The sequence below is a fragment of the Streptomyces lunalinharesii genome (assembly GCF_039532155.1).
GTDB classification, from domain to species: domain Bacteria; phylum Actinomycetota; class Actinomycetes; order Streptomycetales; family Streptomycetaceae; genus Streptomyces; species Streptomyces lunalinharesii.
Genome location: NZ_BAAARK010000026.1, coordinates 29,866 through 54,953 on the forward strand (window position 1 = coordinate 29,866; position 25,088 = coordinate 54,953).

At 73.5% G+C, this 25,088-nt stretch carries 27 protein-coding genes; 10 read left to right on the forward strand and 17 right to left on the reverse strand.

The genetic code is table 11. From position 1 onward, the window contains the following. Positions 1-54: 54 nt before the first annotated feature. The 3 genes from ABD385_RS30045 to ABD385_RS30055 form a co-directional block, all read right to left on the reverse strand. The gene (locus ABD385_RS30045; protein WP_344581988.1) at positions 55-1,200 is read right to left on the reverse strand and encodes a TerD family protein; all 1,146 of its coding nucleotides are present in this window, start codon (positions 1,198-1,200) and stop codon (positions 55-57) included. Between the two features lie 180 nt (positions 1,201-1,380). Next, on the reverse strand, positions 1,381-2,085 hold the full coding sequence (locus ABD385_RS30050) for a transglycosylase SLT domain-containing protein (protein ID WP_344581989.1): 705 nt from the start codon (positions 2,083-2,085) through the stop codon (positions 1,381-1,383). A 57-nt stretch (positions 2,086-2,142) separates the two neighbouring features. Continuing rightward, positions 2,143-2,721 carry a TerD family protein gene (locus ABD385_RS30055; protein ID WP_344581990.1) on the reverse strand — a complete coding sequence of 193 codons (579 nt, stop codon included), beginning with the start codon at positions 2,719-2,721 and terminating at the stop codon, positions 2,143-2,145. 158 nt (positions 2,722-2,879) lie between these two features. On the opposite strand from ABD385_RS30055, the gene ABD385_RS30060 reads away from it, so the two are divergent. Further along, positions 2,880-3,296, forward strand: a complete 417-nt coding sequence (locus ABD385_RS30060; RefSeq protein ID WP_425585513.1) for a sec-independent translocase — start codon at positions 2,880-2,882, stop codon at positions 3,294-3,296. A gap of 22 nt (positions 3,297-3,318) precedes the next feature. On the opposite strand, the gene ABD385_RS30065 is transcribed toward ABD385_RS30060, so the two are convergent. The 3 genes from ABD385_RS30065 to ABD385_RS30075 form a co-directional block, all read right to left on the reverse strand. Further along, on the reverse strand, positions 3,319-3,612 hold the full coding sequence (locus tag ABD385_RS30065; RefSeq protein ID WP_232817344.1) for an ArsR/SmtB family transcription factor: 294 nt from the start codon (positions 3,610-3,612) through the stop codon (positions 3,319-3,321). A 226-nt stretch (positions 3,613-3,838) separates the two neighbouring features. Beyond that, positions 3,839-5,494, reverse strand: a complete 1,656-nt coding sequence (locus ABD385_RS30070) for an LCP family protein (protein ID WP_344581994.1) — start codon at positions 5,492-5,494, stop codon at positions 3,839-3,841. Continuing rightward, complete coding sequence (locus ABD385_RS30075) at positions 5,487-6,062, reverse strand: DUF6542 domain-containing protein (RefSeq protein WP_344581996.1); 576 nt, start codon at positions 6,060-6,062, stop codon at positions 5,487-5,489. Before ABD385_RS30075 ends, ABD385_RS30070 begins: the two co-directional genes overlap by 8 nt. A 382-nt stretch (positions 6,063-6,444) precedes the next feature. Between ABD385_RS30075 and ABD385_RS30080 the strand changes: the two genes are divergently transcribed. From ABD385_RS30080 to recX, 4 genes are all read left to right on the forward strand, one after another. After that, a complete protein-coding gene (locus ABD385_RS30080; protein WP_344581998.1) occupies positions 6,445-6,639 on the forward strand; it encodes a DUF3046 domain-containing protein in 195 nt (64 codons plus the stop codon). A 45-nt stretch (positions 6,640-6,684) separates the two neighbouring features. Further along, positions 6,685-8,007 (forward strand): AI-2E family transporter, encoded by a 1,323-nt coding sequence (locus ABD385_RS30085; RefSeq protein WP_344582000.1) that lies wholly within the window; start codon positions 6,685-6,687, stop codon positions 8,005-8,007. Positions 8,008-8,227: 220 nt separating this feature from the next. After that, positions 8,228-9,355 (forward strand): recombinase RecA, encoded by a 1,128-nt coding sequence (gene recA, locus ABD385_RS30090; protein ID WP_344582001.1) that lies wholly within the window; start codon positions 8,228-8,230, stop codon positions 9,353-9,355. Between the two features lie 6 nt (positions 9,356-9,361). Then, a complete protein-coding gene (gene recX, locus ABD385_RS30095) occupies positions 9,362-10,030 on the forward strand; it encodes a recombination regulator RecX (protein WP_344582002.1) in 669 nt (222 codons plus the stop codon). A 154-nt stretch (positions 10,031-10,184) separates the two neighbouring features. Here the strand turns inward: recX and ABD385_RS30100 are convergent, their stop codons facing one another. From ABD385_RS30100 to ABD385_RS30135, 8 genes are all read right to left on the reverse strand, one after another. After that, positions 10,185-10,583 carry a rhodanese-like domain-containing protein gene (locus tag ABD385_RS30100; RefSeq protein ID WP_344582003.1) on the reverse strand — a complete coding sequence of 133 codons (399 nt, stop codon included), beginning with the start codon at positions 10,581-10,583 and terminating at the stop codon, positions 10,185-10,187. Beyond that, a complete protein-coding gene (locus ABD385_RS30105; protein WP_344582004.1) occupies positions 10,583-11,116 on the reverse strand; it encodes a cupin domain-containing protein in 534 nt (177 codons plus the stop codon). Before ABD385_RS30105 ends, ABD385_RS30100 begins: the two co-directional genes overlap by 1 nt. A 95-nt stretch (positions 11,117-11,211) precedes the next feature. Further along, positions 11,212-11,298: a putative leader peptide gene (locus ABD385_RS30110; RefSeq protein ID WP_311203421.1), complete on the reverse strand. Its 87-nt coding sequence runs from the start codon at positions 11,296-11,298 to the stop codon at positions 11,212-11,214. Further along, entirely contained in the window at positions 11,291-13,090 is a 1,800-nt protein-coding gene (locus tag ABD385_RS30115) for an FAD-dependent monooxygenase (RefSeq protein WP_344582006.1), read from the reverse strand. The genes ABD385_RS30110 and ABD385_RS30115 overlap by 8 nt, the downstream gene beginning before the upstream one ends. A 193-nt stretch (positions 13,091-13,283) precedes the next feature. After that, the gene (locus ABD385_RS30120; protein ID WP_344582008.1) at positions 13,284-14,210 is read right to left on the reverse strand and encodes an amino acid ABC transporter permease; all 927 of its coding nucleotides are present in this window, start codon (positions 14,208-14,210) and stop codon (positions 13,284-13,286) included. A gap of 91 nt (positions 14,211-14,301) precedes the next feature. Then, positions 14,302-14,949 carry an amino acid ABC transporter permease gene (locus ABD385_RS30125; protein ID WP_344582009.1) on the reverse strand — a complete coding sequence of 216 codons (648 nt, stop codon included), beginning with the start codon at positions 14,947-14,949 and terminating at the stop codon, positions 14,302-14,304. Between the two features lie 169 nt (positions 14,950-15,118). After that, positions 15,119-16,030, reverse strand: a complete 912-nt coding sequence (locus tag ABD385_RS30130; protein WP_344582010.1) for a glutamate ABC transporter substrate-binding protein — start codon at positions 16,028-16,030, stop codon at positions 15,119-15,121. 56 nt (positions 16,031-16,086) lie between these two features. Continuing rightward, on the reverse strand, positions 16,087-16,872 hold the full coding sequence (locus ABD385_RS30135; protein ID WP_344582012.1) for an amino acid ABC transporter ATP-binding protein: 786 nt from the start codon (positions 16,870-16,872) through the stop codon (positions 16,087-16,089). A 284-nt stretch (positions 16,873-17,156) separates the two neighbouring features. Here ABD385_RS30135 and ABD385_RS30140 point away from each other — a divergent pair, with 284 nt between their 5' ends. Then, complete coding sequence (locus tag ABD385_RS30140) at positions 17,157-17,900, forward strand: response regulator transcription factor (protein ID WP_344582013.1); 744 nt, start codon at positions 17,157-17,159, stop codon at positions 17,898-17,900. Between the two features lie 15 nt (positions 17,901-17,915). Continuing rightward, positions 17,916-19,331, forward strand: a complete 1,416-nt coding sequence (locus ABD385_RS30145) for a sensor histidine kinase (protein ID WP_344582014.1) — start codon at positions 17,916-17,918, stop codon at positions 19,329-19,331. 67 nt (positions 19,332-19,398) lie between these two features. On the opposite strand, the gene ABD385_RS30150 is transcribed toward ABD385_RS30145, so the two are convergent. Both ABD385_RS30150 and ABD385_RS30155 read right to left on the reverse strand, forming a co-directional pair. Then, a complete protein-coding gene (locus ABD385_RS30150; protein WP_344582016.1) occupies positions 19,399-20,391 on the reverse strand; it encodes a TAXI family TRAP transporter solute-binding subunit in 993 nt (330 codons plus the stop codon). A gap of 48 nt (positions 20,392-20,439) precedes the next feature. Beyond that, positions 20,440-21,378, reverse strand: coding sequence for a LysR family transcriptional regulator (locus ABD385_RS30155; protein ID WP_344582018.1), 939 nt, complete (start codon positions 21,376-21,378; stop codon positions 20,440-20,442). Positions 21,379-21,494: 116 nt separating this feature from the next. Here ABD385_RS30155 and ABD385_RS30160 point away from each other — a divergent pair, with 116 nt between their 5' ends. The 3 genes from ABD385_RS30160 to ABD385_RS30170 all read left to right on the forward strand — a co-directional run bounded on the left by ABD385_RS30160 (position 21,495) and on the right by ABD385_RS30170 (position 24,495). Further along, positions 21,495-22,115, forward strand: coding sequence for a maleylpyruvate isomerase family mycothiol-dependent enzyme (locus tag ABD385_RS30160; protein ID WP_344582019.1), 621 nt, complete (start codon positions 21,495-21,497; stop codon positions 22,113-22,115). A gap of 106 nt (positions 22,116-22,221) precedes the next feature. After that, entirely contained in the window at positions 22,222-23,724 is a 1,503-nt protein-coding gene (gene miaB / locus ABD385_RS30165) for a tRNA (N6-isopentenyl adenosine(37)-C2)-methylthiotransferase MiaB (RefSeq protein ID WP_344582079.1), read from the forward strand. Between the two features lie 51 nt (positions 23,725-23,775). Further along, entirely contained in the window at positions 23,776-24,495 is a 720-nt protein-coding gene (locus tag ABD385_RS30170) for a class III extradiol dioxygenase subunit B-like domain-containing protein (RefSeq protein WP_344582020.1), read from the forward strand. A 100-nt stretch (positions 24,496-24,595) separates the two neighbouring features. On the opposite strand, the gene ABD385_RS30175 is transcribed toward ABD385_RS30170, so the two are convergent. Beyond that, a complete protein-coding gene (locus ABD385_RS30175) occupies positions 24,596-25,012 on the reverse strand; it encodes a hypothetical protein (protein WP_344582021.1) in 417 nt (138 codons plus the stop codon). Positions 25,013-25,088 lie beyond the last annotated feature (76 nt).

Below are 25,088 nucleotides of genomic sequence, written 5' to 3' on the forward strand. Positions count from 1 at the left end.
GCCCGGCCGTGACGGGTCACGACCGGGCTCCGGCGGGTGGTGCCGCGCGGCGGATCAGTACTCGTCGCCCTCGTAGTAGTTGTTGACGACCACCTCGGGCTCGTCGTCGTCGAACGCCTCGTTCAGCAGCGCACCGCCCACCAGGCCGGCGGCACCGGCGCCGATCAGCGCGCCGGTGCCGAAGCGCCGGCCGCCGCCCTGCTGGTGCTCCGGCTGCTGGGCGTAGCCCTGCTGGGGGTAGCCCGGCTGCGCCTGCTGCGGGTAGCCCTGCTGGACCGGCTGCGGGTAGCCGGCCTGGGCCGGGGTGTAGAACGGCGGCACGGTGGTCTGCACCCGCTGGGCACAGCCGCCGCAGGTCTGGACCTGGCGCGGCACGCCCCACTGCGGGGACCACGTCACGGGCGTCATCCCGGGGCCGTGGCTGGGGTCGAAGAAGCAGGTCATGTCGGAACTTCCTGTCGGTTGCGGTGAGGTGGCAGGGGCGAAGCCCGGTCCGGACGGTGCCGCTCCGGCGGCCGGTGCCACGGCCACGGACGTCACCGTGGGCGTGGGCGGCGCCGGCGGGGCGGCGGGCCCGGTGGGCGCGGTGGAGGGGTGGGCGGGCGGTGCGGCCGCGGGGGCCGGCGCCTGGCGCAGCACGTCGACGCCGTAGTCCTGCGCGATGCCGGCGAGCCCGGAGGCGTAGCCCTGGCCGATCGCGCGGAACTTCCAGTCCGTGCCGTGGCGGTAGAGCTCCCCGAAGACCATGGCGGTCTCGGTGGCGGCCTGGCCGGACAGGTCGAAGCGGGCCAGCTCGGCGCCGCCGGTCCGGTCGACCACGCGGATGTAGGCGCTGCTGAGCTGGCCGAAATTCTGCCGGCGCTGTTCCGCCTCGTAGAGCGAGACCGGGAAGACGATCTTGGCGACCTCGGGCGGGACCGCGGCGAGGTCGACCTCGATCTGTTCCTGGTCCTCACCCGTGGGGCGGTTGCCCGAGTGGCGCACCGAACCGTCGGGGCTGGTGAGGTTGTTGAAGAAGACGAAGTGCTGATCGGTCAGGACCGTGCCGGACTCGCCGCACAGCAGCGCGCTGGCGTCCAGGTCGTGACCGGTCGCCGTGGCGGTCGCCACCTGCCAGCCCAGCCCCACCCTGACGGCGGTCAGACCCGGGGCCTGTTTGCTGAGCGACACGTTGCCGCCCTTGGTCAGGGCCACGCCCATGAGCTTCCTCCATCACGTTCCCGGCATCCGGCGTTCGTCGGCTACAACGCCAAGGAAATCAGCAAGGTTCCCTATCTTGCGCAATGCCTGAAGTATCAGGGTGAGGCGGCGTCAAAAGCGCGTCACCACCGTGTCCTGACGCATTTCTGCCGCCGGACCGTCACCGGGGTGGGCGTCGTCTCACCGGCTGACCGCCCGGCCGGCCTGCGCCCAGTTCTCGTGCAGGCGGTCCAGGTAGGACTGGGCCTGGGCGCCCGGCGGGGTGCCGTGCGCGAAGGCGCGCATGTTGCCGGCGCCGGCGTTGTAGCCCAGCGCCAGCAGTTCGTCGCGGGTGTGTCCGGCGGGCCGCGCGGGCAGTTGGCGGTCCAGGTCGTGCAGGTACCAGGCGGCCGCCTCGACGGCGAGGTCCCGGTCGTCCGGTAGCTCCTGCCACTTCCGGTCGGCGAACGCCCGCCCGCGCTTGACCTCGTCGAACGCGGCCCGGTGCATGTTGGCGACCCCGAACGCGGCGTCGGGCTTGTAGCGCTGCCAGGCCCGTTCCAGGGCCGGGTCGTGCGGCTTGTAGGACTCGTTGTAGAGGATCGCCATCAGCAACTGGGGGTGGATGCCGGCGGCCGTCGCGTACCGGCGCACCGCGGCGGCGCAGTCGGCCGGGTCGTACGCCCCGGCAGGCTGAGGGGCGGTCGTGCCGCCGCCGGGCGTCGCGGACGGGGCGGTGTCCGGTGTGGTGGACGACCCGGCCGACGACCCGGTGGACGACGTGGCGGCCGGGCGCGGGGCGGCGTCCGGGGCGGTGCCGCCGCGGCCGGTGTGCGCCACGGCCCAGACGGCCAGGGCGGCACCCGGCAGCACCCACCACCGCCACCGCACCCGGGATGCAGCCATCTCCCGCTCCTTCCGCCCCGTGCCGGCGTCCTGCGGACGTCCCGCCCGGCGCGCCGTTCAGCCGACGTTGACCCCGAAGTCCTGGGCGATGCCGCGCAGGCCCGAGGCGTAACCCTGCCCGATGGCACGGAACTTCCACTCCGCGCCGTGCCGGTAGACCTCGCCGAAGACCATGGCCGTCTCGGTGGAGGCGTCCTCGGTGAGGTCGTAGCGGGCGATCTCCCGGCCGTCGGCCTGGTTGACCACCCGGATGAAGGCCTCGCGCACCTGGCCGAAGCTCTGGCTGCGCTCCTCGGCCTCGTAGATGGAGACCGGGAAGACGATCTTGCCGACCTCGGCGGGGACCGCGGCCAGATTCACCTGGATCTGCTCGTCGTCGCCGTGGCTGCCACCGGTGAGGTTGTCACCGGAGTGCACCACGGAACCGTCGGGGCTGGTGAGGTTGTTGAAGAAGACGAAGTGTTGGTCGGTGAGGACCTTCCCCGACTGCGCGCACAGCAGGGCGGAGGCGTCCAGGTCGTAGTCGGCGCCGGTGGTGGTGCGGACGGCCCAGCCCAGGCCGATGGTCACCGCGGTGAGGCCCGGGGCCTCCTTGCTGAGCGAGACGTTGCCGCCCTTGGACAGGGTCACACCCATGAAAAACCCTCCAGCTGTCCTGAATCCTCATCTGTGCCGTCGTTCTGGACAACGCGCGGAACCCCCTCTTGGTTCCATGATTGCGCAATATCTAAAATGTCTGCGGACGGGTGCGCGGCAGCGGTGCGGCGCACCGGTGACCCACGAGGAGTGGCGGGATGTTCCTGGGCATGAGTACCCCCGACGTGCTCGTCATCGGCATCCTGGCGGTGCTGCTCTTCGGGCCGGACAAACTACCGGAGTTCCTCCGGAACGCCACCGCTCTGGTGCGCAAGGTGCGGGACTTCTCCGACCAGGCCAAGGAAGAAGTGCGCGCCGGACTGGGCCCGGAATTCAAGGACTTCGAGTTCACCGACCTGCACCCGCGGACCTTCGTCCGCAAACAACTGCTCGGCGACGACGCCCTGGGCATCGGGGAACTCCGCGACGGCATCGGGGAGCTGCGCGCCGCGCTCGACCCGGAGGCGGTGGCGGCGGCGCCGCACGCGAGCCGCGTGCCGGTGGACCTGCGCAAGCGGTCCGCGGCCGGCGCCCCCACGGGGGAGCACCCGCCGTTCGACGCCGACGCGACCTGAGGGGGCCGCGCGCCCGGGGGCCTCAGCCGCCCAGACGGCGCAGGCGGGCCGGCGGCGCGTCCGCCTCGCGGGCGGCGAGTTGGACGACGAGCGTGCGCATCACCGCGACCGTGTCCGGGTCGTCGACGAAGTACACCACTCGGCGGCCCTCGCGGCGGGAGCGGACCAGGCCGGCCAGTTTGAGCTTGGAGAGGTGTTGGCTGATGGCGGGCAGGGCGCCGCCCACGCGTTCGGCGAGGCCGCTGACGTCGCTCTCGCCCTGGGCGAGCGCCCAGACGATGTGCAGGCGCGGGGGAGAGGCCAGCAGGCCGAACATCGAGGCCGCCTCGGCCAGCACTTCGGCGGACGGGTCGACCGCCGCGCCCGTACTCTTGCCCGCACCTTCGACGCTCTTCACCACTGCGGCTCTCCCCGTATTAGGCCCCCGGTCGGCCCAGTCTAGGCGGCGCACTCCCGGCCCGTACGGTCGCCGGGGCGGGCGGTGCCCCGGATGCGACCGGGGCGCCCGGTGGCCGACGGTGCCACCGACCGCCCCTCGGGCGTCAGTTGACGCACGGGATGCCGCCCTCCTTGACGGAGTCACCGGCGAAGGCGTCGGACGGCACGGGCGTGGGGGCGGCGCCCTGCGCGCCCGGGTCGGTGGACTTGTCCGACGTCGCCGGCGGGGTGGTGGCCCCGGTCGCCGGCGGGGCGGTGAAGTCGGCGCCGAGGACGACCTGTACGTGCCCGGCGGGCACCGAGGCCGAGGAGACCGGCGCGCCGGCGCTCACACGGTCGGCGATCTGCCGGGCGGCGTCCTGGGCGCCGGCGCCGTACAGGACGGTGGTGCGCTGCCGGGGTGCGGCGTTGTCGGCGCGGCCCGGGGTGTAGCCGAGGGCGGTCAGTGCCTTGAGCTCGTCGCCGGCGGCCCCCGGCTTCGTCTGTCCGGCACCGTTGAGGACGTCGACGGTGCCCGGCGCGGCCTTCGTCGACGGCGTGGGCGACGGCGCGTCGCCGCCCGATCCGCCCGGGGTCCCGGACTTCCCGCCGATCAGGGACTGCACGATGGACTGGATCTTGGGGACGTCCACCAGGTTGACGGACTCGCGGTTGCGGGTGCCGAAACCGGCGATCGGCAGGGTGTGGAACACCACGTTCCCGCCGGTCAGGTTGGTGGCCTGTTGCGCGAAGTCCAGCACGTCGAACTTGCTGTCGATCACCAGGTCCTTCTTCACCACGTCGAACAGCCCCTGGAGCTTGCCCAGGTCGCCGAAGACCCCCTCGCTCTTCAGCTTGTGGGTCACCGAGGACAAGAACGCCTGCTGGCGGTGGGTGCGGTCCAGGTCGCCGCCCTCCAGGCCGTGCCGCTGCCGGACGAAGGCGAGCGCCTGCTTCGGATCGAGCTGCTGACGGCCCGCCGGGAAGTCGGCGCCCGAGTAGTGGTCCTTCACCGGGTGCTTCAGGCAGACCTCGATCGGCTGGAGGACCTTGGCGATGTCGTAGAAGCCCAGCAGGTTGACCTCGGCGAAGTGGTCGATCGGCACCTTGAGGAAGTTCTGCACGGTCGCCAGCGTCGCCTCCCGGCCGGCCTCCCGGCTCCGGCTCTCCAGGTCGGCGCCCTTGACCCCCTGGGCGGAGAACTTGTCGTGGGCGACCGTGTAGGCGTTGGCGTACGCCTCCTTGATCTTGAAGTGCCCCTGGGAGGTGCCGTCCCCGTTGAAGGTCTGCACGTAGTCGTCGCGCGGGACGGAGAAGGCGGTGACCTTCCCGCCGTCTGCCGGGATGTGCATCAGGATCAGGGTGTTGGTGTTGTAGTAGCCGATGTCGCTGGACCCGGCGTGCAACTGGTCCCGGACGAACTCTCGCGGCAGGTCGTTGCCGTTCATGTCCTTGCGCGAGTCCAGGCCGATCAGCAGCAGGTTGACGGAGTTGTCCAGGTGCTTGGGCGCGTCCTTGCCGCCGATGGCGTTGAGCGCGTCGGAGGTGGTCAGCCCGCTGCTGACCCAGTTGTACGCCGCCCAGGACACCCCGCTGGCCAGGAGGACCAGCGCCGAGGACAGGGCCAGCGCGGTCCGGCCGGCGACGACCAACGGGGAGCGCCGTCGGCCGCCCCGCCCACTGGGCGCGCGGCGGCGCGCGGCCCGGCCGCCCGTCCCGCCGGACTCCCGGTCGTCCGACCCGTACGGACTCCGCCCGTAGGGGCTCCGCTCGTCATGCACCGCTGTTCCTCCCGCTCCGCTTCCGGCCGCCGCGCCGGCCCGCCCGCACGCCCCGCACCAGCAGCACCGTGATCAGCACCGCCTCGGCCGCCGCCATGGCAGGGAACCCGTCCACCGCCCAGCGCACCGCCGCCGTCGCCAGCCCCTTGCCCTGGAGGGTGGTGATGCCGGCCGCCTCCTCGCACGCCACCGTGACCACCGCCACCACCAGGGGCGGCGCGGATATCAGCCACCAGGCACCGGCCCGGGTGCAGGTCCGCGCGGCCAGCGCCGCGGCGAGCGCCGCGGTCACCGCGAACACCCAGCCCGGTCGCCCCCAGAGCGCCGTGTCGACCAGGGCGCCGGCGGCGGCCACCACGAGCGCCACCACGGCGGCCCGGGCCGCCCGGCGCCCGTGCCCCGCCCGGTCCGTTCGGGCGCCGGCCCGCCCGGGCGCCGGCCCGATGCCGTCCGTTCCCGGATGCCGCTCCCCGCGGCGGCGGGGACCCGGCACCCGGCGTGACACCCGTGTCGGGTTCCGGGCCAGGTCGTCGTAGCCGTCAGGGGCTTCGGTGCGCTGACCTGTCATTCGCATCCTTTGGACGGTCGGACCGGCTGAGCGGTCTCGGGGCATGCCGCGCGAGGGCGGAAGAGGGTGGTTCCAGCCAGGTAGACGTCGATTGCGCCGAGCCGGTTTCACGTTCGACTGCTTGATTGCGCAATCTAGCAAGTGTGTGGGGGTGGTCCGTGCCAGCCTCCCGGGGCGCGCCGCGGCCCGCCGGGACGTGGGCGAGCGGCCCGCGGCGCCCCGCCGGCACGTCCCGCGGCCCCGGGGGCCACCCGCCCGCGCTGGCCCTCCGACCGGCTCCGACGGTATGAAGGGGCCGGACCCGGAACGCCCCTCGGGCGCGTGCACGGGGCGGCGGGAAGCCGGGGAAGGTGCAGGCCGAAGCGGGTGTGAGGCGGGAATCATGCGGTTGACGGTGTTCTGGGAGCGGATGGCGGACCACTTCGGTGCGGCCTACGCCGACTCGTTCGCACGCGACCACGTGATGGCGGGGCTCGGCGGCCGCACCGTCCACGAGGCGCTGGCGGCGGGCTGGAGCGCCAAGGAGGTCTGGCGCGTGGTCTGCACGGTGATGGACGTGCCGCAGGACAGGCGCTGAGCCGGCCCGGAGTCGGTGTCGGCGCGGTGCGCGACACTGGGCAGCGTGCGCGTGACAGATGAGACCAGCAGCCGCGACGGCTCCCGCCCCGCCGACCCGCCCCGGGGTCGGCCCGACGACGACCGGTACGGGGCGCGGATGCCGCGCTGGCTCCCGCGCGCCATGGTGCTCGCACTCGCTTTGGTGGCGTGCTTCCAGCTCGCCACCTGGGGCTTCCACCAGCTGATCGGACTGCTGCTGAACGTGCTGATCGCGTTCTTCCTGGCCCTGGCCGTCGAGCCGGCCGTGGACTGGATGGCCGCCCGCGGCATGCGGCGCGGACTCGCCACCGGCCTGGTGTTCCTCGGGATACTCGTCGGCACGATCGGCTTCTTCGCGCTGCTGGGCTCCATGGTGGCCGGGCAGATCGCCACCATGGTCGAGGAGTTCCCGCAGTACCTGGACTCCGTCATCAGCTGGATCAACGGCACCTTCCACACCCACCTCTCCCGGGTCCAGGTGCAGAACAACCTGCTGAACTCCGACTGGTTGCAGAAGTACGTCCAGGACAGCGCCAACAACGTCCTGGCGGTCTCCGCGCAGGTGCTGGGCGGGCTCTTCAACCTCCTCACCGTCGCGCTGTTCTCGTTCTACTTCGCCGCCGACGGCCCCCGGCTGCGACGGGCGCTGTGCTCGGTGCTGCCGCCCCGCCGGCAGGCCGAGGTGCTGCGCGCCTGGGAGATCGCGGTCGCCAAGACCGGCGGCTACCTCTACTCCCGCGGCCTGATGGCGCTGATCTCCGGCGTCTCGCACTACGTCCTGCTGGAGATCCTGGGCGTGCCCTACGCGCCGGCGCTCGGCCTCTGGGTCGGCCTGATCTCGCAGTTCGTGCCGACGATCGGCACGTACCTGGCGGGTGCGCTGCCCATCCTGATCGCGTTCACCGTCAACCCCTGGTACGCGCTGTGGGTCTTCGGCTTCGTCGTGGTCTACCAGCAGTTCGAGAACTACCTCCTCCAGCCCCGGATCACCGCGAAGACCGTGGACATCCACCCCGCCGTCGCGTTCGGCTCGGTGATCGCCGGCACGGCGCTGATGGGCGCGGTCGGCGCGCTGATCGCGATCCCGGCCACCGCGACCCTCCAGGCGTTCCTCGGCGCCTACGTCAAGCGCTACGAGGTCACCGCGGACCCGCGGGCGGGCTTCCGGGCGAGGCGGCGGAGCCGGGCTCGGGACGGCGGCGCCGAGGGTGCGTCGGGGCCGGCCCGGGAGGCGGACGGTGAGCCGGCGCGGGAACCAGAGCGGGCCCTGGAGCGGGAGCCGGCCGCCGGTGCGTCGGGCGGCGAAGAGGGGGCCGTGCCGCAGGAGGCGCGGCAGGCCGGTGGGTGAGCCGGCGGTGCCGCGGCGCCGGGCGCGGCACGCTTGACACCAAAATCGAACATCCATTCTCATGGGGGCTCCGGCCGCTCGACGCGGCTCCGGCCCACGGGAATCCCGGGCCGAGCGCCGAGTTATCCACAGGCCGGGGCCGGGTCCGGGCGCATTGTCAGTGGCAGGCGTTAGCGTCATGGACGTGAAGCGATCGACTCAAGCACACCGGGTGGAACCCATGGCAGGCACCGACCGCGAGAAGGCGCTGGACGCCGCACTCGCACAGATTGAACGGCAATTCGGCAAGGGCGCGGTCATGCGCATGGGCGAGCGGCCCAGGGAGCCCATCGAGGTCATCCCGACCGGCTCGACCGCCCTCGACGTCGCGCTCGGCGTCGGTGGCCTGCCGCGCGGCCGGGTCGTGGAGGTCTACGGACCGGAGTCCTCCGGTAAGACCACCCTGACCCTGCACGCGGTGGCGAACGCGCAGAAGGCCGGCGGCCAGGTCGCGTTCGTGGACGCCGAGCACGCCCTCGACCCCGAGTACGCGCAGAAGCTCGGCGTCGACACCGACAACCTCATCCTGTCCCAGCCGGACAACGGCGAGCAGGCCCTGGAGATCGTCGACATGCTGGTCCGCTCCGGCGCCCTGGACCTCATCGTGATCGACTCCGTGGCCGCCCTGGTGCCGCGGGCCGAGATCGAGGGCGAGATGGGCGACTCCCACGTCGGTCTCCAGGCCCGTCTGATGAGCCAGGCCCTGCGGAAGATCACCAGCGCGCTCAACCAGTCCAAGACCACCGCGATCTTCATCAACCAGCTCCGCGAGAAGATCGGCGTGATGTTCGGCTCCCCGGAGACCACGACCGGTGGCCGTGCGCTGAAGTTCTACGCCTCCGTCCGGATCGACATCCGCCGGATCGAGACCCTCAAGGACGGCACCGACGCGGTCGGCAACCGCACCCGCTGCAAGGTCGTCAAGAACAAGGTCGCGCCCCCCTTCAAGCAGGCCGAGTTCGACATCCTCTACGGCCAGGGCATCAGCCGGGAGGGCGGCCTGATCGACATGGGCGTCGAGCACGGCTTCATCCGCAAGTCCGGCGCCTGGTACACCTACGAGGGCGACCAGCTCGGCCAGGGCAAGGAGAACGCCCGCAACTTCCTCAAGGACAACCCCGACCTCGCCAACGAGGTCGAGAAGAAGATCAAGGAGAAGCTGGGCGTCGGCGTGAAGCCCGAGGACGTCGTCGCGGCGGAGCCCGGTGCGGACGCCGCCGGCCCGGCCGAGTCGCCGGCCAAGGCCGCCGCACCGGTCACAGCCGCCAAGAGCGCCAAGGGCGCCAAGGCCACGGCGGCCAAGAGCTGACGCGCCATGACACGGCGAACGGAATGGCCGGACGGTGCCGGTTTCGGCAGCGCTGCCGGCGACACCGAGAACCGTAGCCGCCGCAACCGCGGTGCCGGTCCCGAAGCGGACGGCACCGCCAGGGACAGCGGTGGTTCCCTCCCGTCGAGGGCCGGGTCGGGACCGCCGCGCACGCCCGAGGAGCAGGCGCGGGCGATCTGCCTGCGCCTGCTCACCGGGAGCCCGCGCACCCGCCGGCAGTTGGCGGACGCCCTGCGCGAGCGGGGCATTCCCGACGAGGCCGCGGAGGAGGTGCTCGCCCGCTTCGAGGACGTCGGGTTGATCGACGACGCGGCCTTCGCCGAAGCCTGGGTGGAGTCCCGGCACCACGGCCGGGGCCTGGCCCGCCGCGCCCTCGCCCGGGAGCTGCGCACCAAGGGGGTGGACTCCGCCCTGATCGACGAGGCCGTCGGTCGGCTCGACGCCGAGCAGGAGGAGTCCACCGCGCGCGAGCTGGTCGACCGCAAGCTGCGCACGACCCGCGGCCTGGACCGCGACAAGCGGTTGCGCCGGCTGGCCGGCATGCTGGCCCGCAAGGGCTACCCGGAGGGCCTCGCCCTCCGCGTCGTCCGCCGGGCCCTGGAGGAGGAGGGCGAGGACCCGGACCTCCTCGACCACCACCTCCCGGACGCCTGACCGGGCCCGGCGTGCCGGACCGCGCCGAGCGCGTCCCGCTCCCGGATCCCGACCGGCCCGGCGGGGGAGCCGAGCGGGCCGAGCCTCGACGCTGCCGAACCAGCCGCCCCGCGACGGGAGTTGGGCCGCGGCGGGAGCCGAGTCACCGCCGGAGCTAGTCCTCTGCCGGCAGCCCCGCCCCCCGTACCGGCAGCCCCGCCGCCCGCCACGCCTGGAAGCCGCCGATCAGGTCGGTGGCGCGATGCAGGCCGAGTGCGTGCAGGGAGACCGCGGCGAGGCTGGAGGCGTACCCCTCGTTGCAGACCACCACGATCGGCAGGTCGTGGTGGGTCGCCTCGGGGGCACGGTGCTCACCGGTGGGATCGAGGCGCCACTCCAGCTCGTTGCGCTCGACGACCAGCGCCCCGGGGATGGTCCCGTCGCGTTCCCGCAGCCGTGCGTAGCGGATGTCCACCAACAGCCCGCCGGCCTCCTGGAGTGCCGCGGCCCGTAGGGGGTCCACCCGGTCCAGCCCGCGCCGGGCCCGGGCCAGCAGTTCGTCGACCGCGCTCATCACCACTCCTCGGGACGTTCGACCTCTTCCAGCCGCAGCACCGCGCCGGTGCGGCTGTACCGCCGCATCAGCGGCAGCGGCGGGTAGTAGGCGTGCACCGACACCGCATGGGCGTCGGGCGAGAGGTTGAGCACCTGGTGCACGTGGTGCGGGCCGAACGCCCTTCCCCGGCCGTCGCTCAACCGCCGCTGGCGGTCGACGTCGTCGGCGAGCTCCAGGGTCTTCCATCCCTCGGTGGGGATCGCGGCGGCGAGCGACTGCTCGGTCAACTCCCCGGCGGCCGCCGCGAAGGCGCCGCGGGAACCGCCGTGGTCGTGCCACCCGGTGCCGGTGCCGGGCGGCCAGCCGATCAGCCAGGCCTCGCTGCCACCGGGCCCGTCCAGCCGGACCCAGGTGCGGCCTTCCGGATCGAGCGGCAGGGACGCGACCAGCGCACGGTCGGCGGCGGTGCGGCGGGCGAAGTCGAGGAGTTCGGCGGCGCTGGGGCCGCCGTCCTGGGCGCGCGGGCGCGCAGGCAGGTGTACGTCGGGCACGGGAACCGTCCTGAGTGATCGGGAGGCGCGACCGCCGGAGTCCGGCGCACTGCCGCGCGGGGAGGACCACCGCGGCACGGCCGCGGCGGTGGGGATCAACAGGACGGACGACACGTGCAGCCCGCGTAGCGGACCAGGTCCAGATGGACCCTCCGCCAGAACCGCGAGCTGTGATCAGTCACCCTCGGAGTCAAGCACGGAGCTTCCCGGAGGGTCAACCGGCACCGCGTCCACCACCGGCTCCGCCACGGCGTCGAGCGGCCCGCCCCCTTGGGCCGGCACGTCCGCGGTCGGTCGGCGGCCCGTCGCCCCGTCCGCCCCGCCGCGCACCGCCTCGGCACAGGCGGCCAGTTCCTCGGGCCGGACCCCGGACAGCGCGGCGACCAGATGGCCGTCGGGGCGCACCACCAGCACGGTGTGCGCCGCGGCGCCCGGATACGCCTCGGTGACCAGGATCTCCGCACGCATCGGCAGCGCCCCGACCGCGTCCGTCAGCCGGGGCATCAACCCCGCCGACTGCCAGTGCCGCCGGTCCCAGACCCCGGTGCCCGGCGCCACCAGCACCACCAACAGCCCGTGCCCGAGCCGGTCGCGCAGCCCCACCGACGCACCGTCGGAGGCGGTCACCGGCACGTCCACCACCGGTGCCCCCGGGAGGGTGCCGACCGTCGTCCCGCCGGGCAGGCCGTCGGGGGCGGTCAGCGGCGTCCGCGGGTAGGTCGGGGCCGCGCCGAGCGGACCGCGCCCCAGGTGGCCGTCGGTCAGCAGGGTGCTGCGACCGCGCGCCGCGCCCGGCAGCACCGTCCGCCACCGCACCGCGCCGCCGTCCCGCAGCAGCGGCAACGCCGAGTCCGCGGCCCGCAACCGGGCGGCGACCGCGCCCCGCCGCTCGACCTGGTAGCTGTCCAACAGCCCCTCGGTGGGCCCGTGGTGCCAGGCCAGGCCCAGTTTCCAGGCGAGGTTCTCGGCGTCCCGCAGGCCCTCGTCCAGGCCCTGGGTGCCCAGGGCGCCGAGCAGGTGGGCGGCGTCGCCGGCGAGGAACGCGCGACCCTGCCGCCAGGTCCGGGCCAGACGGTGGTGGACGGTGTGGACGCCGGTGTCGAGGAGTTCGTAGGGCGGGACCAGGCCGGTGTGCGGGCGTCCGCCCGCGGTGCCCTCGTCGGCGGACCCGTCGGCGGCCTCGGTGGCCCAGCCGGCCAGCGAGTCGCGGATCCGGGCCACCAGCGCGTCCGGGGTGACCAGCTCGCGTCCCGGGGGCAGCAGCCAGTCCAGTCGCCAGACCCCGCCGGGCAGCGGCCGGGCGGACACCTCGCTGACCCGGCCGCCCCCGTGCCGGGCCGGCGAACGGTGCAGCAGCGCCTCGTCGGGCCAGGGCAGTTCGGTGCGCAGCGTGGCCACCGCGTGCCGCTCGACGGCGGTGCGGCCCGGGAAGCGGACGTCCAGCAGCTTGCGGACGGTGGACCGCGGGCCGTCGCAGCCGACCAGGTAACTCCCGCGCCACCACGTCCCGTTGTCCCCGCGGGTCTGGGCGCTGACGCCCTTGTCGTCCTGTTCGACGGCGGCCAGCCGGCTGTCGTGGACGATCTGGGCGAGCGGTTCGCCGGCCAGCGCGGCGCGCAGCGCGCGGGTCAGCGCGTGCTGGGGCAGGTGCACCGGGGACGCGCCGGCACCGGAGTCGTCCCGGTCCGTCGCGGCGGTGCCGTCGGCGGCGAAGGCGACCCGTTCCAGCAGGCGGCGACGGCGCATGGTGCGCCACGCCGACCAGCGGGCGCCGTCGCCCGCCAGGGCCTGCGCGCAGCCGAGCCGGGCGGCGAACGCCGCGGTGTCCGGGCGGAGCACGACGGTGCGGGCCGGCCGGACCTCCTCCTTTCCACCGGTCTCGTCGAGGACGACGACGGGGACGCCGTGCCGGGTCAGGGCGAGGGCGAGGGCGAGACCGACCGGGCCGGCCCCGACGACGATCACCGGCTCCACGGGGCGGCTCCCTGGATCCGGCGGTGCGTGCGGGACGTACGGGACGTGCGGGAGCTGACGGTGGGGGCCCGGTGCGTGATCACACAGCGTATGCAACCCATTGCGACCGCTGTCGTCAAGTGACGGAGGCGGTGGCGCCGTTGCCACCGCCTCCGGACGGTCGGTACCGGCCGCGGGGCGACCGGACGTTCCGTCAGTCCTTCGTGGCCGCCGGCGCGTCGGCGACCGGACCACCGGATTCCGCGGCCGCCACCGGCTCCGCGGCCGGGGCCGCGCCGATGCCGGTGCGGGCCCGGCGGCCGCGCCGCTCGATCCAGTTGGCCAGGGCGGACAGCGCCAGGCACATCGCCACGTAGATGCCGCCGATGACGGTGATCACCGGAATGTAGGTGTCGTTCCCGTTGACGATGATGTTGGTGCTCATCAGCCGGGCGGTGTAGAGGAGCTCCTCGAAGGTGATGATGTAGCCCAGCGAGGTGTCCTTCAGGGTCACCACCAACTGGCTGATGATCGTCGGCAGCATCGCGCGGACCGCCTGCGGGACCAGCACCGTCGTCATGACCTGCGTCTTGGTCATGCCGAGGGCGTACGCGGCCTCCCGCTGGCCCGTGGGCACGGCGTTGATGCCGGCCCGCAGCACCTCCGCCTGCACCGAACCGTTGTAGACCGTCAGGCCCACGACCAGGGCCCAGAACTGCGGCTGGCTGCCGGTCAGGCCCAGCGCGTCCCGGTTGGTGAGGAGGATGACCCACAGGGCGTAGATGGTGATCAGCAGCGGGACGGCGCGGAACAGCTCGATGAAGCCGGTGGCCAGCCAACGGATCGGCTTGTGGTCGGAGAGCCGGGCCACCGCCAGCAGCACGCCCAGCGCCAGCGACAGCACCGCCGCCACCGCGAAGACCTGGAGGGTGGTGAGCACGCCGTCGCGGATGCTGGTCCGCACGCCGGAGTAGTTGAAGATCCGCCAGACTTCGGGGTCCAGCTGGCCCTTGGAGTTCAGCCGCAGGATCGCGAAGGCGATCAGTCCCAGCACCGCCAGCGCGCCGATGATGCTGTAGATGCGGTTGCGGGCCTTCGCCTTCGGACCCGGCACGTCGTAGAGGACGCTCGCGCCACTCATGCCCTTACCTCGCTTCGTCCCGTTCCGCCGGTGCGCGGCGACGGCGCCCGTCCGTGGGTGTCGTTCCTGGTGTTGCGGCCGTCGGATCCGCTCATCGGGCGACCCCCATCCGGCGCTCCAGCAGCCGGAACAGGCCGCTGACCGCGAAGGTGATGACGAGGTAGGCGAGCGCCGTCCACAGGAAGATCCAGGCGATCGCGTAGCCCTTGTCGTTGAGCAGCTTGGAGACGTTGAAGAGTTCGCCGTACCCGAACGCGCCGGCGATCGCGGAGTTCTTGGTGAGCGCGATGATGATGCTGCTCAGCGGCGCGATCACGGTGCGGGTGGCCTGCGGGAGCACGATCAGCCGGAGCGTCTGGGAGAAGCTCATGCCCAGGCTCCGGGCCGCCTCCGCCTGCCCCAGCGGCACCGTGCTGATGCCGGACCGCACCGCTTCGCACACGAACGACGAGGTGTAGAAGCCGAGTGCCAACGTGCCCAGGACGTAGGGGCTGGCCCCCTGGAAGAGGATCTGCGGCACGACGAAGAACGCGACCAGGAAGAGCAGCGTCAGCGGCGTGTTGCGCAGCACCGTCACCCAGGCCGTGCCGAAGACGCGCAGCGGCGGGACCGGAGAGACCCGGAAACCGGCTATGAGCACGCCGAGCACCAGCGCGAGCAGCGCGGCGGACGCGGTGATCGCCAGGGTTCCGAGGAACCCGTCCCGGAACTCGGGCAGATAATCGAGGAGTACGTTCATGGGGTCTCCGCGGTAGCGGTCGGGTCGGCGGCGGGGAACGGCGGGGTACTACGGGGCACCGCGCGGCACCGCCCGCAGGTCGGGTGGGGCGCGCGGAAGGCAGCGCGCCCCGCACACCCGTCGCGGCGGGCGTACGGGGCGGCGCTGTCCGGTGCGTCTGCGCGAGCCGTCAGTAGCGCGGCAGCGGCGTCTCCGGGGCGACATAGGGGGAGCCGGACTTGCCGAGCGTGCCCTCGTACGCCTTCTTGTAGTCACCGTTCTTGATGTGGTTCTCCAGCGCGGTGGTGATCGCGTCGCGCAGGGCCTTGTCGTCCTTGCCCAGGCCGACGCCGTAGGGCTCCTTGGTGAACGGCTTCCCGACGACCCGCAGCTTGCCCGGGCGCTGGGCGGCGTAGCCCTTGAGGATCGCGTCGTCGGTGGTGACCGCGTCGACCGAGCCGTCCAGCAGGGACTTCACGCAGTCCGAGTACTTCGACAGCTCGGTGGTGACCGCGCCGTACTTCGGCTTCTTGATCTCCTGGAGCGGGGTGGAGCCGACGATCGAGCAGACCTTCTTGCCCTTGAGGGCGTCCGGCCCGGTGATCGCCTTGTCGTCCTGGCGCACCAGGAGGTCGGCACCGGCGGTGTAGTACGGGCCCGCGAAGCTGACCTGCTTCTTGCGCTCGTCGTTGATCGTGTACGTGCCGACGTAGTAGTCGACCTGGCCCTTGGAGATGGCGGTCTCACGGACGTTGGAGTCGACCGTCTGGAAGTTGATCTGCTTCTCGGAGAAGCCCAGGTCGGCGGCGACCATCTTGGCGATCTCGATGTCGAAGCCGGAGTAGGTGTTGGTCGCCGGGTCCTTGAAGCCGAGGAACGGCTGGTCGGCCTTGACACCGATGGTGATCTTGCCGGCCTTCTGGGCCTTCTTCAGCGTCGCGGAGTCGACCTTGACGTCCTTGGCGACCTTGTAGTCGGCGCTGTAGACGTCGTCTCCGGGCTGCTTGTCGCCGGCCGAGCCCGACTCGCCACCGCAGGCCGTCGCCGTCGCCGCCAGCGCGAGCACCATGGCACCCGCAGCAGCCGTCTTACGCATCCTCATGGTGAACATCCTTTGGTTCAACAGGTGTTGGCAGTCATGGTGGCCCAACCGCGGCCTCAGTGATGGAGGATCTTCGACAGGAAGTCCTTCGCCCGGTCGCTGCGCGGGTTGTTGAAGAACTGGTTCGGTTCGGCCTCTTCGATGATCTTGCCGTCCGCCATGAAGACCACCCGGTTCGCCGCGGAGCGTGCGAACCCCATCTCGTGGGTGACCACGACCATCGTCATCCCGTCCCGGGCGAGTTGCTGCATGACCTCCAGCACCTCGTTGATCATCTCCGGGTCCAGGGCCGAGGTCGGCTCGTCGAAGAGCATCACCTTCGGGTCCATCGCCAGGGCGCGGGCGATCGCCACCCGCTGCTGCTGGCCGCCCGAAAGCTGTGCGGGGTACTTCTCCGCCTGGGCGCCGACGCCGACCCGGTCGAGCAGCGCCCGGGCCTTCTCCTCCGCGGCCGCCTTGTCCGTCTTGCGGACCTTGGTCTGGCCCAGCACCACGTTCTCCAGCACCGTCTTGTGCGCGAAGAGGTTGAAGGACTGGAACACCATCCCCACGTCGGCGCGCAGTCGGGCCAGTTCGCGCCCCTCCTGGGGCAGCGGCTTGGCGTCGATGCTGATGTCGCCGGTGTCGATGGTCTCCAGGCGGTTGATCGTGCGGCACAGGGTGGACTTCCCGGACCCGGAGGGCCCGATCACCACGACCACCTCGCCGCGCCGGATCGTCAGGTTGACGTCCTGGAGCACGTGCAGCGCGCCGAAGTGCTTGTTCACGTTGTCCAGGACGACCAACGGCTCACCCGTGGGCGCAGGGCCCCCGGCATTCTTGGTCACCGGTACTTCGCTCATCGGCGTACAGCTCCGTCCTCCTCGGTTGGGAGGACCCTAATGACGGCCCGCGACCAGCGTCATTACATCTGAGGGAGAATTGAGCATAACGATCCGGCCGCAAACGGACACTTAGGGTGAACGGGCGGCTCGGGGGCCCGTGGCGCAGTTACCGACGGTATGCGGTCGGGGGGTACCGGCTGGGTAACGGATGGCGGCCCGGAGGCGACGTCCTCTTGACGGGCGGGCCACCCATCGCCGTAGATGCCCTGTGGCCCGTACGCACACCGGAAGGGAGGGGCCCGATGAGACTGCTGCTCGTCGAGGACGACGACCACGTCGCCGCGGCCCTGTCCGCGGTGCTGTCCCGACACGGGCTGACCGTCGTGCACGCCCGCAGCGGCGGGGAGGCGCTGCAGGCGCTGCTGCCCGACGACGCCGAGCCGTTCGCCGTGGTGCTGCTCGACCTCGGACTGCCCGACCAGGACGGCTTCGAGGTGTGCGGCCGGATCCGGAAGGTCTCCGCGACCCCGGTCATCATGGTCACCGCGCGCTCCGACGTCCGCTCCCGGATACACGGCCTCAACCTCGGCGCCGACGACTACGTCGTCAAGCCCTACGACACCGGTGAACTCCTCGCCCGCATCCACGCGGTGAGCCGGCGCACCGGCGCCCCGGGCGGCCCCGGCGACCAACCGGTCGAGGAACCAGGCCCCGCCGAGCCGCTCCGGCTCGGACCGCTCACCGTCGAACTCCCCACCCGCCAGGTGTCCGTGGACGGCGCCGTGGTTCCCCTGACCCGCAAGGAGTTCGACCTGCTCGCGCTGCTCGCGCAGCGCCCCGGCGTGGTCTTCCGCCGGGAACAGATCATCAGCGAGGTCTGGCGGACGAGTTGGGAGGGCACCGGCCGCACACTGGAGGTGCACATCGCCTCGCTCCGCGCCAAACTGCGCATGCCGGCGCTGATCGAGACGATCCGCGGCGTCGGCTACCGCCTGGTCGCACCGGCCGCCGGCCCCGCCGCGGGCGTCCGGCCGCCGGGCCCCTGACGGCTGCCCGGCCCCGTGCACACCCGACTCCTCCCGCTCCTCATCGTGCTGATGGCCGGCGTGCTGCTCGCGCTCGGCGTCCCGCTCGGCGTGATCACCGCCGGGGTGGAGCAGCAGAAGGTGGTGGTCGACCGGATCGACGACGCGGCCCGGTTCGCCTCCCTCGCCCAGTTCGTCACCGCCCGCCCCAGCGCCGCCGCCGACAGCAAGACCCCCGAGGAGGACGAGCGACTGGCCACCCTCCGCGCCGAACTCCTGCGCTACCAGGAGCTCTACGGGATCCGCGCCGGCGTCTTCTACCGCGACCGCACCCCCATGGCCGCCGCCCCCCGGGGCCTGACGGTGCCCGCCGACGGCGAGGGCGCCCAGGCGTTCAGCGAGGCGCTGGCCGGCCGCCGCAGCCACGACCCGCACCAGGTCTGGCCCTGGGACGACACCGGCCGGATCGCGGTCGCCTCGCCCGTCGTCCGGGACGGCGACGTGGTCGCCGTGGTCGTCACCGACTCGCCCACCGACCGGATGCGCACCCGCATCCTGCACGGCTGGCTGCTGATCGCGGCCGGTGAGTGCGCGGCCATGCTGGTGGCCGTCGCGGCGGCGTTCCGGCTCACCGGCTGGGTGCTGCGGCCGGTGCGGGTGCTCGACGCGGCCAGCCACGACATCGCCACCGGCCTGATGAAGGCCCGGGTCGCCGCCACCGCGGGACCGCCCGAACTCCGCCGGCTGGCACGCTCGTTCAACGAGATGGCCGACCACGTCGAGGACGTCCTGGAGCAGCAGCGCGCCTTCGTCGCCGACGCCTCCCACCAGCTGCGCAACCCGCTCTCCGCGCTGCTGCTGCGGATCGAGCTGCTGGCGCTCGAACTCCCCGAGGGAAACGAGGAGATCGCCTCGGTCCGCACCGAGGGCAAGCGGCTGGCCCGGGTCCTGGACGACCTCCTCGACCTGGCGCTGGCCGAGCACACCGCCGCCGACCTCCATCTCACCGACGTCGCGGCGCTCACCGTCGAACGCGTCGACGCCTGGCGCCCGCTCGCCGAGGACCGGGGCGTGCGCCTCACCTACCAGGGCCACCCGGCGGTCACCGGCTGGGCCGACCCGGTGGCCCTCTCCAGCGCCCTGGACGCGGTGGTCGACAACGCCCTGAAGTTCACCCCGGCCGGAGAACCGGTCACGGTGGCCGTGGTCCCGGACGGCGAACGCGTCACCGTCACCGTCGCCGACCGCGGCCCCGGACTCACCGCGGACGAACTGGCCCGGATCGGCGACCGGTTCTGGCGCAGCAGCCGCCACCAGAACGTCTCCGGCTCCGGCCTGGGCCTGTCCATCACCCGCGCACTGCTCGCGGCCGGCGGCGCCACCATCGCCTACGCGCCACACCCGCCGCACGGCCTGGAGGTCACCGTCTCGGTCCCGCGCGACGCCCCCTGAGCGGCCGGCCCCCGGGCCACGACCTCGCCGCCGCCGTCGCCCGGACGCACCGCGCGCACCGCCGCCGTCACTGCTTGGCCGAGACGTAGTACTCCCGGGCGCCGGCGTGCAGCGGCAGCGGATCGGTGAACACCGCCGTCCGCAGGTCCACGTTCTGCGCCGCGTGCACCACGTGCCCGATCGCGTCCCGGCTGTTGATCACCGTCCGGGTGATCCCGAACGTCAGCGCATCGTCCTCCCGGTCCGTGGTCACCAGCAGGTTCGCCACCGCGATCGTCTTCACCGCCTCGCCGTTCTGCACCCGCGGATACGCATCCGCCGGCATCACCGCCGCCCGGTAGTAACGGTTCGGCTCGCCCTGCCGGCGCAGGGCCGGGATCAGGTCCCCGAGCTGCACCAGCCGTACCGGGAACCGCTTCGCCAACTGCTGCACCGCCAGCGTCGGCAGCCCGCCCGACCAGAAGAACGCGTCGACCTGGCCGTGCTCCAGCATGCTCGGCATCCGGTCGATGCCCACCCGCACCGGGGTGATGTCGGTGGCGAAGTCCAGCCCCGCCGCCGCCAGCAACCGCCGGGTGATGAGCTGGACGCCCGACCCGTCCGAGCCGACGCCCACCCGCAGCCCCTTCAGGGCGCGGGCCGAACCCACCGCGGAACCCCGGGGCACCACCAGCTGCATGTAGTCGTCGTAGAGCCGGGCACAGGCCCGCAGCCGGTCCGCGCCGGGCTCGCGACGGGCCTGGTAGTCGGCCACCGCGTCCGCGGTCGCGATGGTGAACGTCGCCCGCCCGGTGGCCAGTTGGCGCAGGTTGTCGATCGACCCCTCGCTCCGCAGGAGCTCCAGGTCCACGCCGGGCAGGTCCCGCGCGACGTCGCCCTTCAGCAACTCCCCGTAGCGCGCGTACACCCCGGTCGGCACGCCGGTGGCCAGCGTCACCCGGCCACGGGGTGCCCCGGCCCCGACCGGCTGCAGCCACCACAGCACCAGCCCGAGGAGGGCCAGGGCCGTGGCAGCCGCGGTCAGCGCCCGGCGCCGGCCGGGGCGGGGGAGTATCGCCATGGGCGAGATCCTGCCAGTCCGAACGCCCCGACGGGAGGGGCCGGCAGGTTACGGCTTCGCCGCCGCCCGATCACCCGTGCCGCCCGGTGTTCCCAAGGCCGTCCGCAGGTGGTCCAGCAGCGCCCTGGCCGCCGGTCCGGCCGGTCCGTCGGCCCGCCAGGCCAACGCGATCCGGCCACGCGGCCGGGCCCCGGCGAACTCCAGCGTCCGCACCCCCGCGACCCCGGCGGCGGCCGGCGCCGGCACGACCGCCACGCCCAGACCGCGGGCCGCGAGCCCGGCGAGCAGCTGCGGCGCGGCCGCCTCGAACGCGATCCGCGGCCGGAACCCGGCGTCGGCGCAGAGCCGCTCCAGCACCCCCCGGACCCCGGTGCCGCGCGGCAGGCAGATCAACGGCTGGTCGCGCAGCGCCACCGGCGGGATCCGCCCGTCCTCGGCGACCGCCAGCAGCGGGCTGTCCGGGGCGAGGGCCGCGACCAGCGCCTCGTCCACGACGATCCGGAACGCCAGGCCCGCCGGGGGCTCCGCCTCGGCGGTCCCGAGCAGCGCCAGGTCCAGCTCCCCGCGCTGCAACGCGAGGAGCATCCGCTCCGAACCGTCCGTGGTGACCGCGACGTCCACCTGGGGATGCGCGTCGTGGAAGTCCGCCACCAGGGACACCGCCCGGCCCTCCCAGCCCGCGTCGGCCCCCGACACCAGCCCGAAGGCCACGTGGCCGCGCAACAGCCCGGTGAACTCCGCCACGGTCTGCCGCGCACCCTCGACGGCGGCCAGCGCCGCCCGCGCGTACGGCAGCACGGCCGCGCCCACCTCGGTCAGCGACACCGACCGGCCCGAGCGGTCCAACAGCGGTTCCCCCAGCTCCCGTTCGAGCTGGCGGACCTGCGCGCTGATCCCCGGCTGCGCCAGGTGCAGACGGGCCGCGGCCCGGGTGAAGTTGGCCTCCTCCGCCACCGCCACGAAGTAGCGCAGCTGTCGCAGTTCCATAACCGTCGATTCTAGTGACCAGAAGACCAAAGTCTTGGACTTATGGCCGGCCCCTCACCACCCTGGAGGGCGAGCGGCCCACCACCCACCCGGGCCGCACCGGACACGGGGGAGCAATGAGGGACATCCGCGCCGCGATCGCCGCCGAACGCCGTGAACTGGCCGACCTGCTGGACGCCCTCACCCCCGCGCAGTGGGACGCGCCCTCGCTGTGCGCGGGCTGGCGGGTCCGGGAGGTCGCCGCCCACCTGTCGCTGGGCTTCCGCCGCCCGCTGCGCACGCTCGCCGTCGAACTCCTCAAGGCCCGCGGCAGCCTCGACCGGATGACCGACCGGTGCGCCCGCAAGGACGCCGCCGCCCTGTCGCCGACGGCCCTCGCCGCGGCCCTGCGGGACCACGCCCACCACCCCTGGACGCCGCCCGTCGGCGGCCTCGCCGCGGCCCTGGGCCACGACGTCGTGCACGGCCTCGACATCGCCGTCCCGCTCGGCCTGGACCGCCGCGTTCCCGAGGACCGGCTGCGCGTCCTGCTCGACGGCCTGACCCCGCGCGGCACGAAGTTCTTCGGCGCCGACCTCGACGGCGTCGCCCTGCACGCCGACGACCTCGACTGGTCCCACGGCACCGGAACCCCGCTCCGCGGCGCCGCCCAGGACCTCCTCCTGGTCGCCTTCGGCCGGAAGCTGCCCCCGGGCCGGCTGCACGGCGCACCGCAGGCCCGCTTCACCGCGGCCTGAGCCCGGCGCCGCCCCGTGGTACCGCCGCGCGCAGCGGGCCGCCGAAGGCCCCGCCCGGAGCCCGTACCCTGGACGGGTGAGCGGTAACGACGTGCCCGGTGGAGCAGTGGCCGAAGTGAAAACGTACGAGGTGCGCACCTACGGGTGCCAGATGAACGTCCATGATTCCGAACGGCTCTCGGGCCTGTTGGAGGACGCGGGCTACGTACGGGCCCCGGAGGGCACCGGCGAGGGCGATGCGGACGTCGTCGTCTTCAACACCTGCGCGGTGCGGGAGAACGCCGACAACCGGCTGTACGGCAACCTCGGCCGGCTCGCGCCGATGAAGGCCCGCCGCCCCGGGATGCAGATCGCGGTCGGCGGCTGCCTGGCCCAGAAGGACCGCGACACCATCGTGAAGAGGGCGCCCTGGGTGGACGTCGTCTTCGGCACGCACAACATCGGCAAGCTGCCGGTCCTCCTGGAGCGCGCCCGCGTCCAGGAGGAGGCGCAGGTCGAGATCGCCGAGTCGCTGGAGGCGTTCCCCTCCACGCTGCCCACCCGCCGGGAGAGCGCCTACGCGGCCTGGGTCTCCATCTCCGTCGGCTGCAACAACACCTGCACCTTCTGCATCGTCCCGGCGCTGCGCGGCAAGGAGAAGGACCGCCGCCCCGGCGAGATCCTCGCCGAGATCGAGGCGCTGGTCGCCGAGGGCGTCTCCGAGATCACCCTGCTCGGCCAGAACGTCAACGCCTACGGCTCCGACATGGGCGACCGCGAGGCGTTCAGCAAGCTGCTGCGGGCCTGCGGCGCGATCGAGGGGCTGGAGCGGGTCCGCTTCACCTCCCCGCACCCGCGCGACTTCACCGACGACGTGATCGCGGCGATGGCCGAGACGCCCAACGTGATGCCGCAGCTGCACATGCCGCTCCAGTCGGGTTCCGACACCGTCCTGAAGGCGATGCGCCGCTCGTACCGCCAGGAGCGCTACCTCGGCATCATCGAGAAGGTGCGCGCCGCCATCCCGCACGCGGCGCTCACCACCGACATCATCGTCGGCTTCCCCGGCGAGACCGAGGAGGACTTCGAGCAGACCCTGCACGTCGTCCGCGAGGCCCGGTTCTCCCAGGCGTTCACCTTCCAGTACTCCAAGCGGCCCGGCACCCCGGCCGCCGAGATGGCCGGGCAGATCCCCAAGGAGGTCGTGCAGGCCCGCTACGAGCGCCTGGTCGCCCTCCAGGAGGAGATCTCCTGGAGCGAGAACAAGAAGCAGGTCGGCCGCACCCTGGACCTGATGGTCGCGGAGGGCGAGGGCCGCAAGGACGGCGCCACGCACCGGCTCTCCGGCCGCGCCCCCGACAGCCGCCTGGTCCACTTCACCAAGCCGGACGAGCCGGTGCGCCCCGGTGACGTGGTCACCGTCGAGATCACCTACGCCGCCCCGCACCACCTCCTGGCCGAGGGCGAGGTGCTCGGCGTGCGCCGCACCCGCGCCGGCGACGCCTGGGAGAAGCGCAACGCCAAGGACACCGCGCCGGCCGCCGCGCCGGCCGGGGTGCTGCTGGGCCTGCCGAAGGTCGGCGTCCCCGCCCCGCTGCCGGCCGCCTCGGGCGGCTGCGGCTGCGACTGATCCCAGCCGACCCGAGGCCCCGGGCGGCGACCCGGGCGTTACGCTGCGTGCATGCTCGTAGCCGCCGCCCTCTGCCCCTGCCCGCCGCTGCTCGTCCCCGAGGTCGCCACGGGCGCCGCACCGGAACTGGACCCGGTGCGGGCCGCCTGCCGGGACGCGCTCGGGGTGCTCGCCGCGGCCCGTCCCGACCGGCTGGTCGTGCTCGCACCGACCGCCGACGGGACCGCCGCGACCCGCTACCCGCAGGGCTCCACCGGCTCCTTCCGCGGCTTCGGGGTGGACCTCGACGTGACACTGGGGGCCGCCGGCCCGACGCCGTGGAGCGGGCCGCAGCTGCCGCCCGCGCTGGCCGTCGGCGCCTGGCTGCTGTCCCGCGCGGACCGGTTCGAGGTGCCTGTGGAGGCGTTCGGCGTGCCCGAGTCCCTGCCCGGCGACCGCTGCCGGCCGCTGGGCCGGGAACTCGCCGGGGCCGCGCCCCGGGTGGCCCTGCTGGTGCTCGGCGACGGCAGCGCCCGCCGCTCCGTCAAGGCCCCCGGCTACTTCGACGAGCGGGCCGGGGCGTTCGACGCCGGTGCGGCCCGCGCCCTGGGGGCCGCCGACACGGCCGCCCTGGCCGCCCTGGACGAGCGGCTCGCCGCCGACCTCATGGTGTCCGGGCGGTCCTGCTGGCAGGTCCTGGCGGGCGCCGCCGAGGACGCCGGGCTGCGCGGCCAGCTGCTGCACGAGGAGGCCCCGTACGGCGTCGGCTACGCCGTGGCGGCCTGGACGTAACCGCACTCGCGGCGCACGCCACCACCCGCACCGCACGCGAGGGCGCGGCGGACCGGGAGCTCAACCGGCTCCCGGTCCGCCGCGCCCTCGCGTCGAGCGGCTACTTCTGCGCGCCCTCGCCGGCCTCGCTGTCCACCGCCGCCACCGACTGCTGCCGCGGGATCGCGGCGCCGCCGTCCGTCGCACCCGCCCCGGCCGGCTCCGGCGCGGCCCCCGCGCCCTCCGCCACGGCGGCCTCCGCGGTGGCCACGGCGCCCTCCGCACCGTCCGTCGCCGGCTCCTCGGCCGGCTCGGCCGCGGAGTCCGCCGCCGCGGCCTCCGGTGCCTGCGCGGCGCCGTCCGTCGCGGGCTCCGCCGCCTCCTCGGCCGGCACCGGCGCACCGGACGCTGCCGGCTCCGGGGCGGCGGCCTCGTCCGTCCCCGGCGTCCCCTCCGCCGCAGCCTCCGCCGCGGCCGTCGCGGCACTCTCCTCCGCCGCGTCGGACTTGCGCCGGCGGAACAGCGAAAACACGCCCATAACTAGCTCCTACATTCCTCGTGTGGGGGAAATCCCGCGTCGCCCGGAGCGTCATCCAGTGCCGCCCGACGGGCCC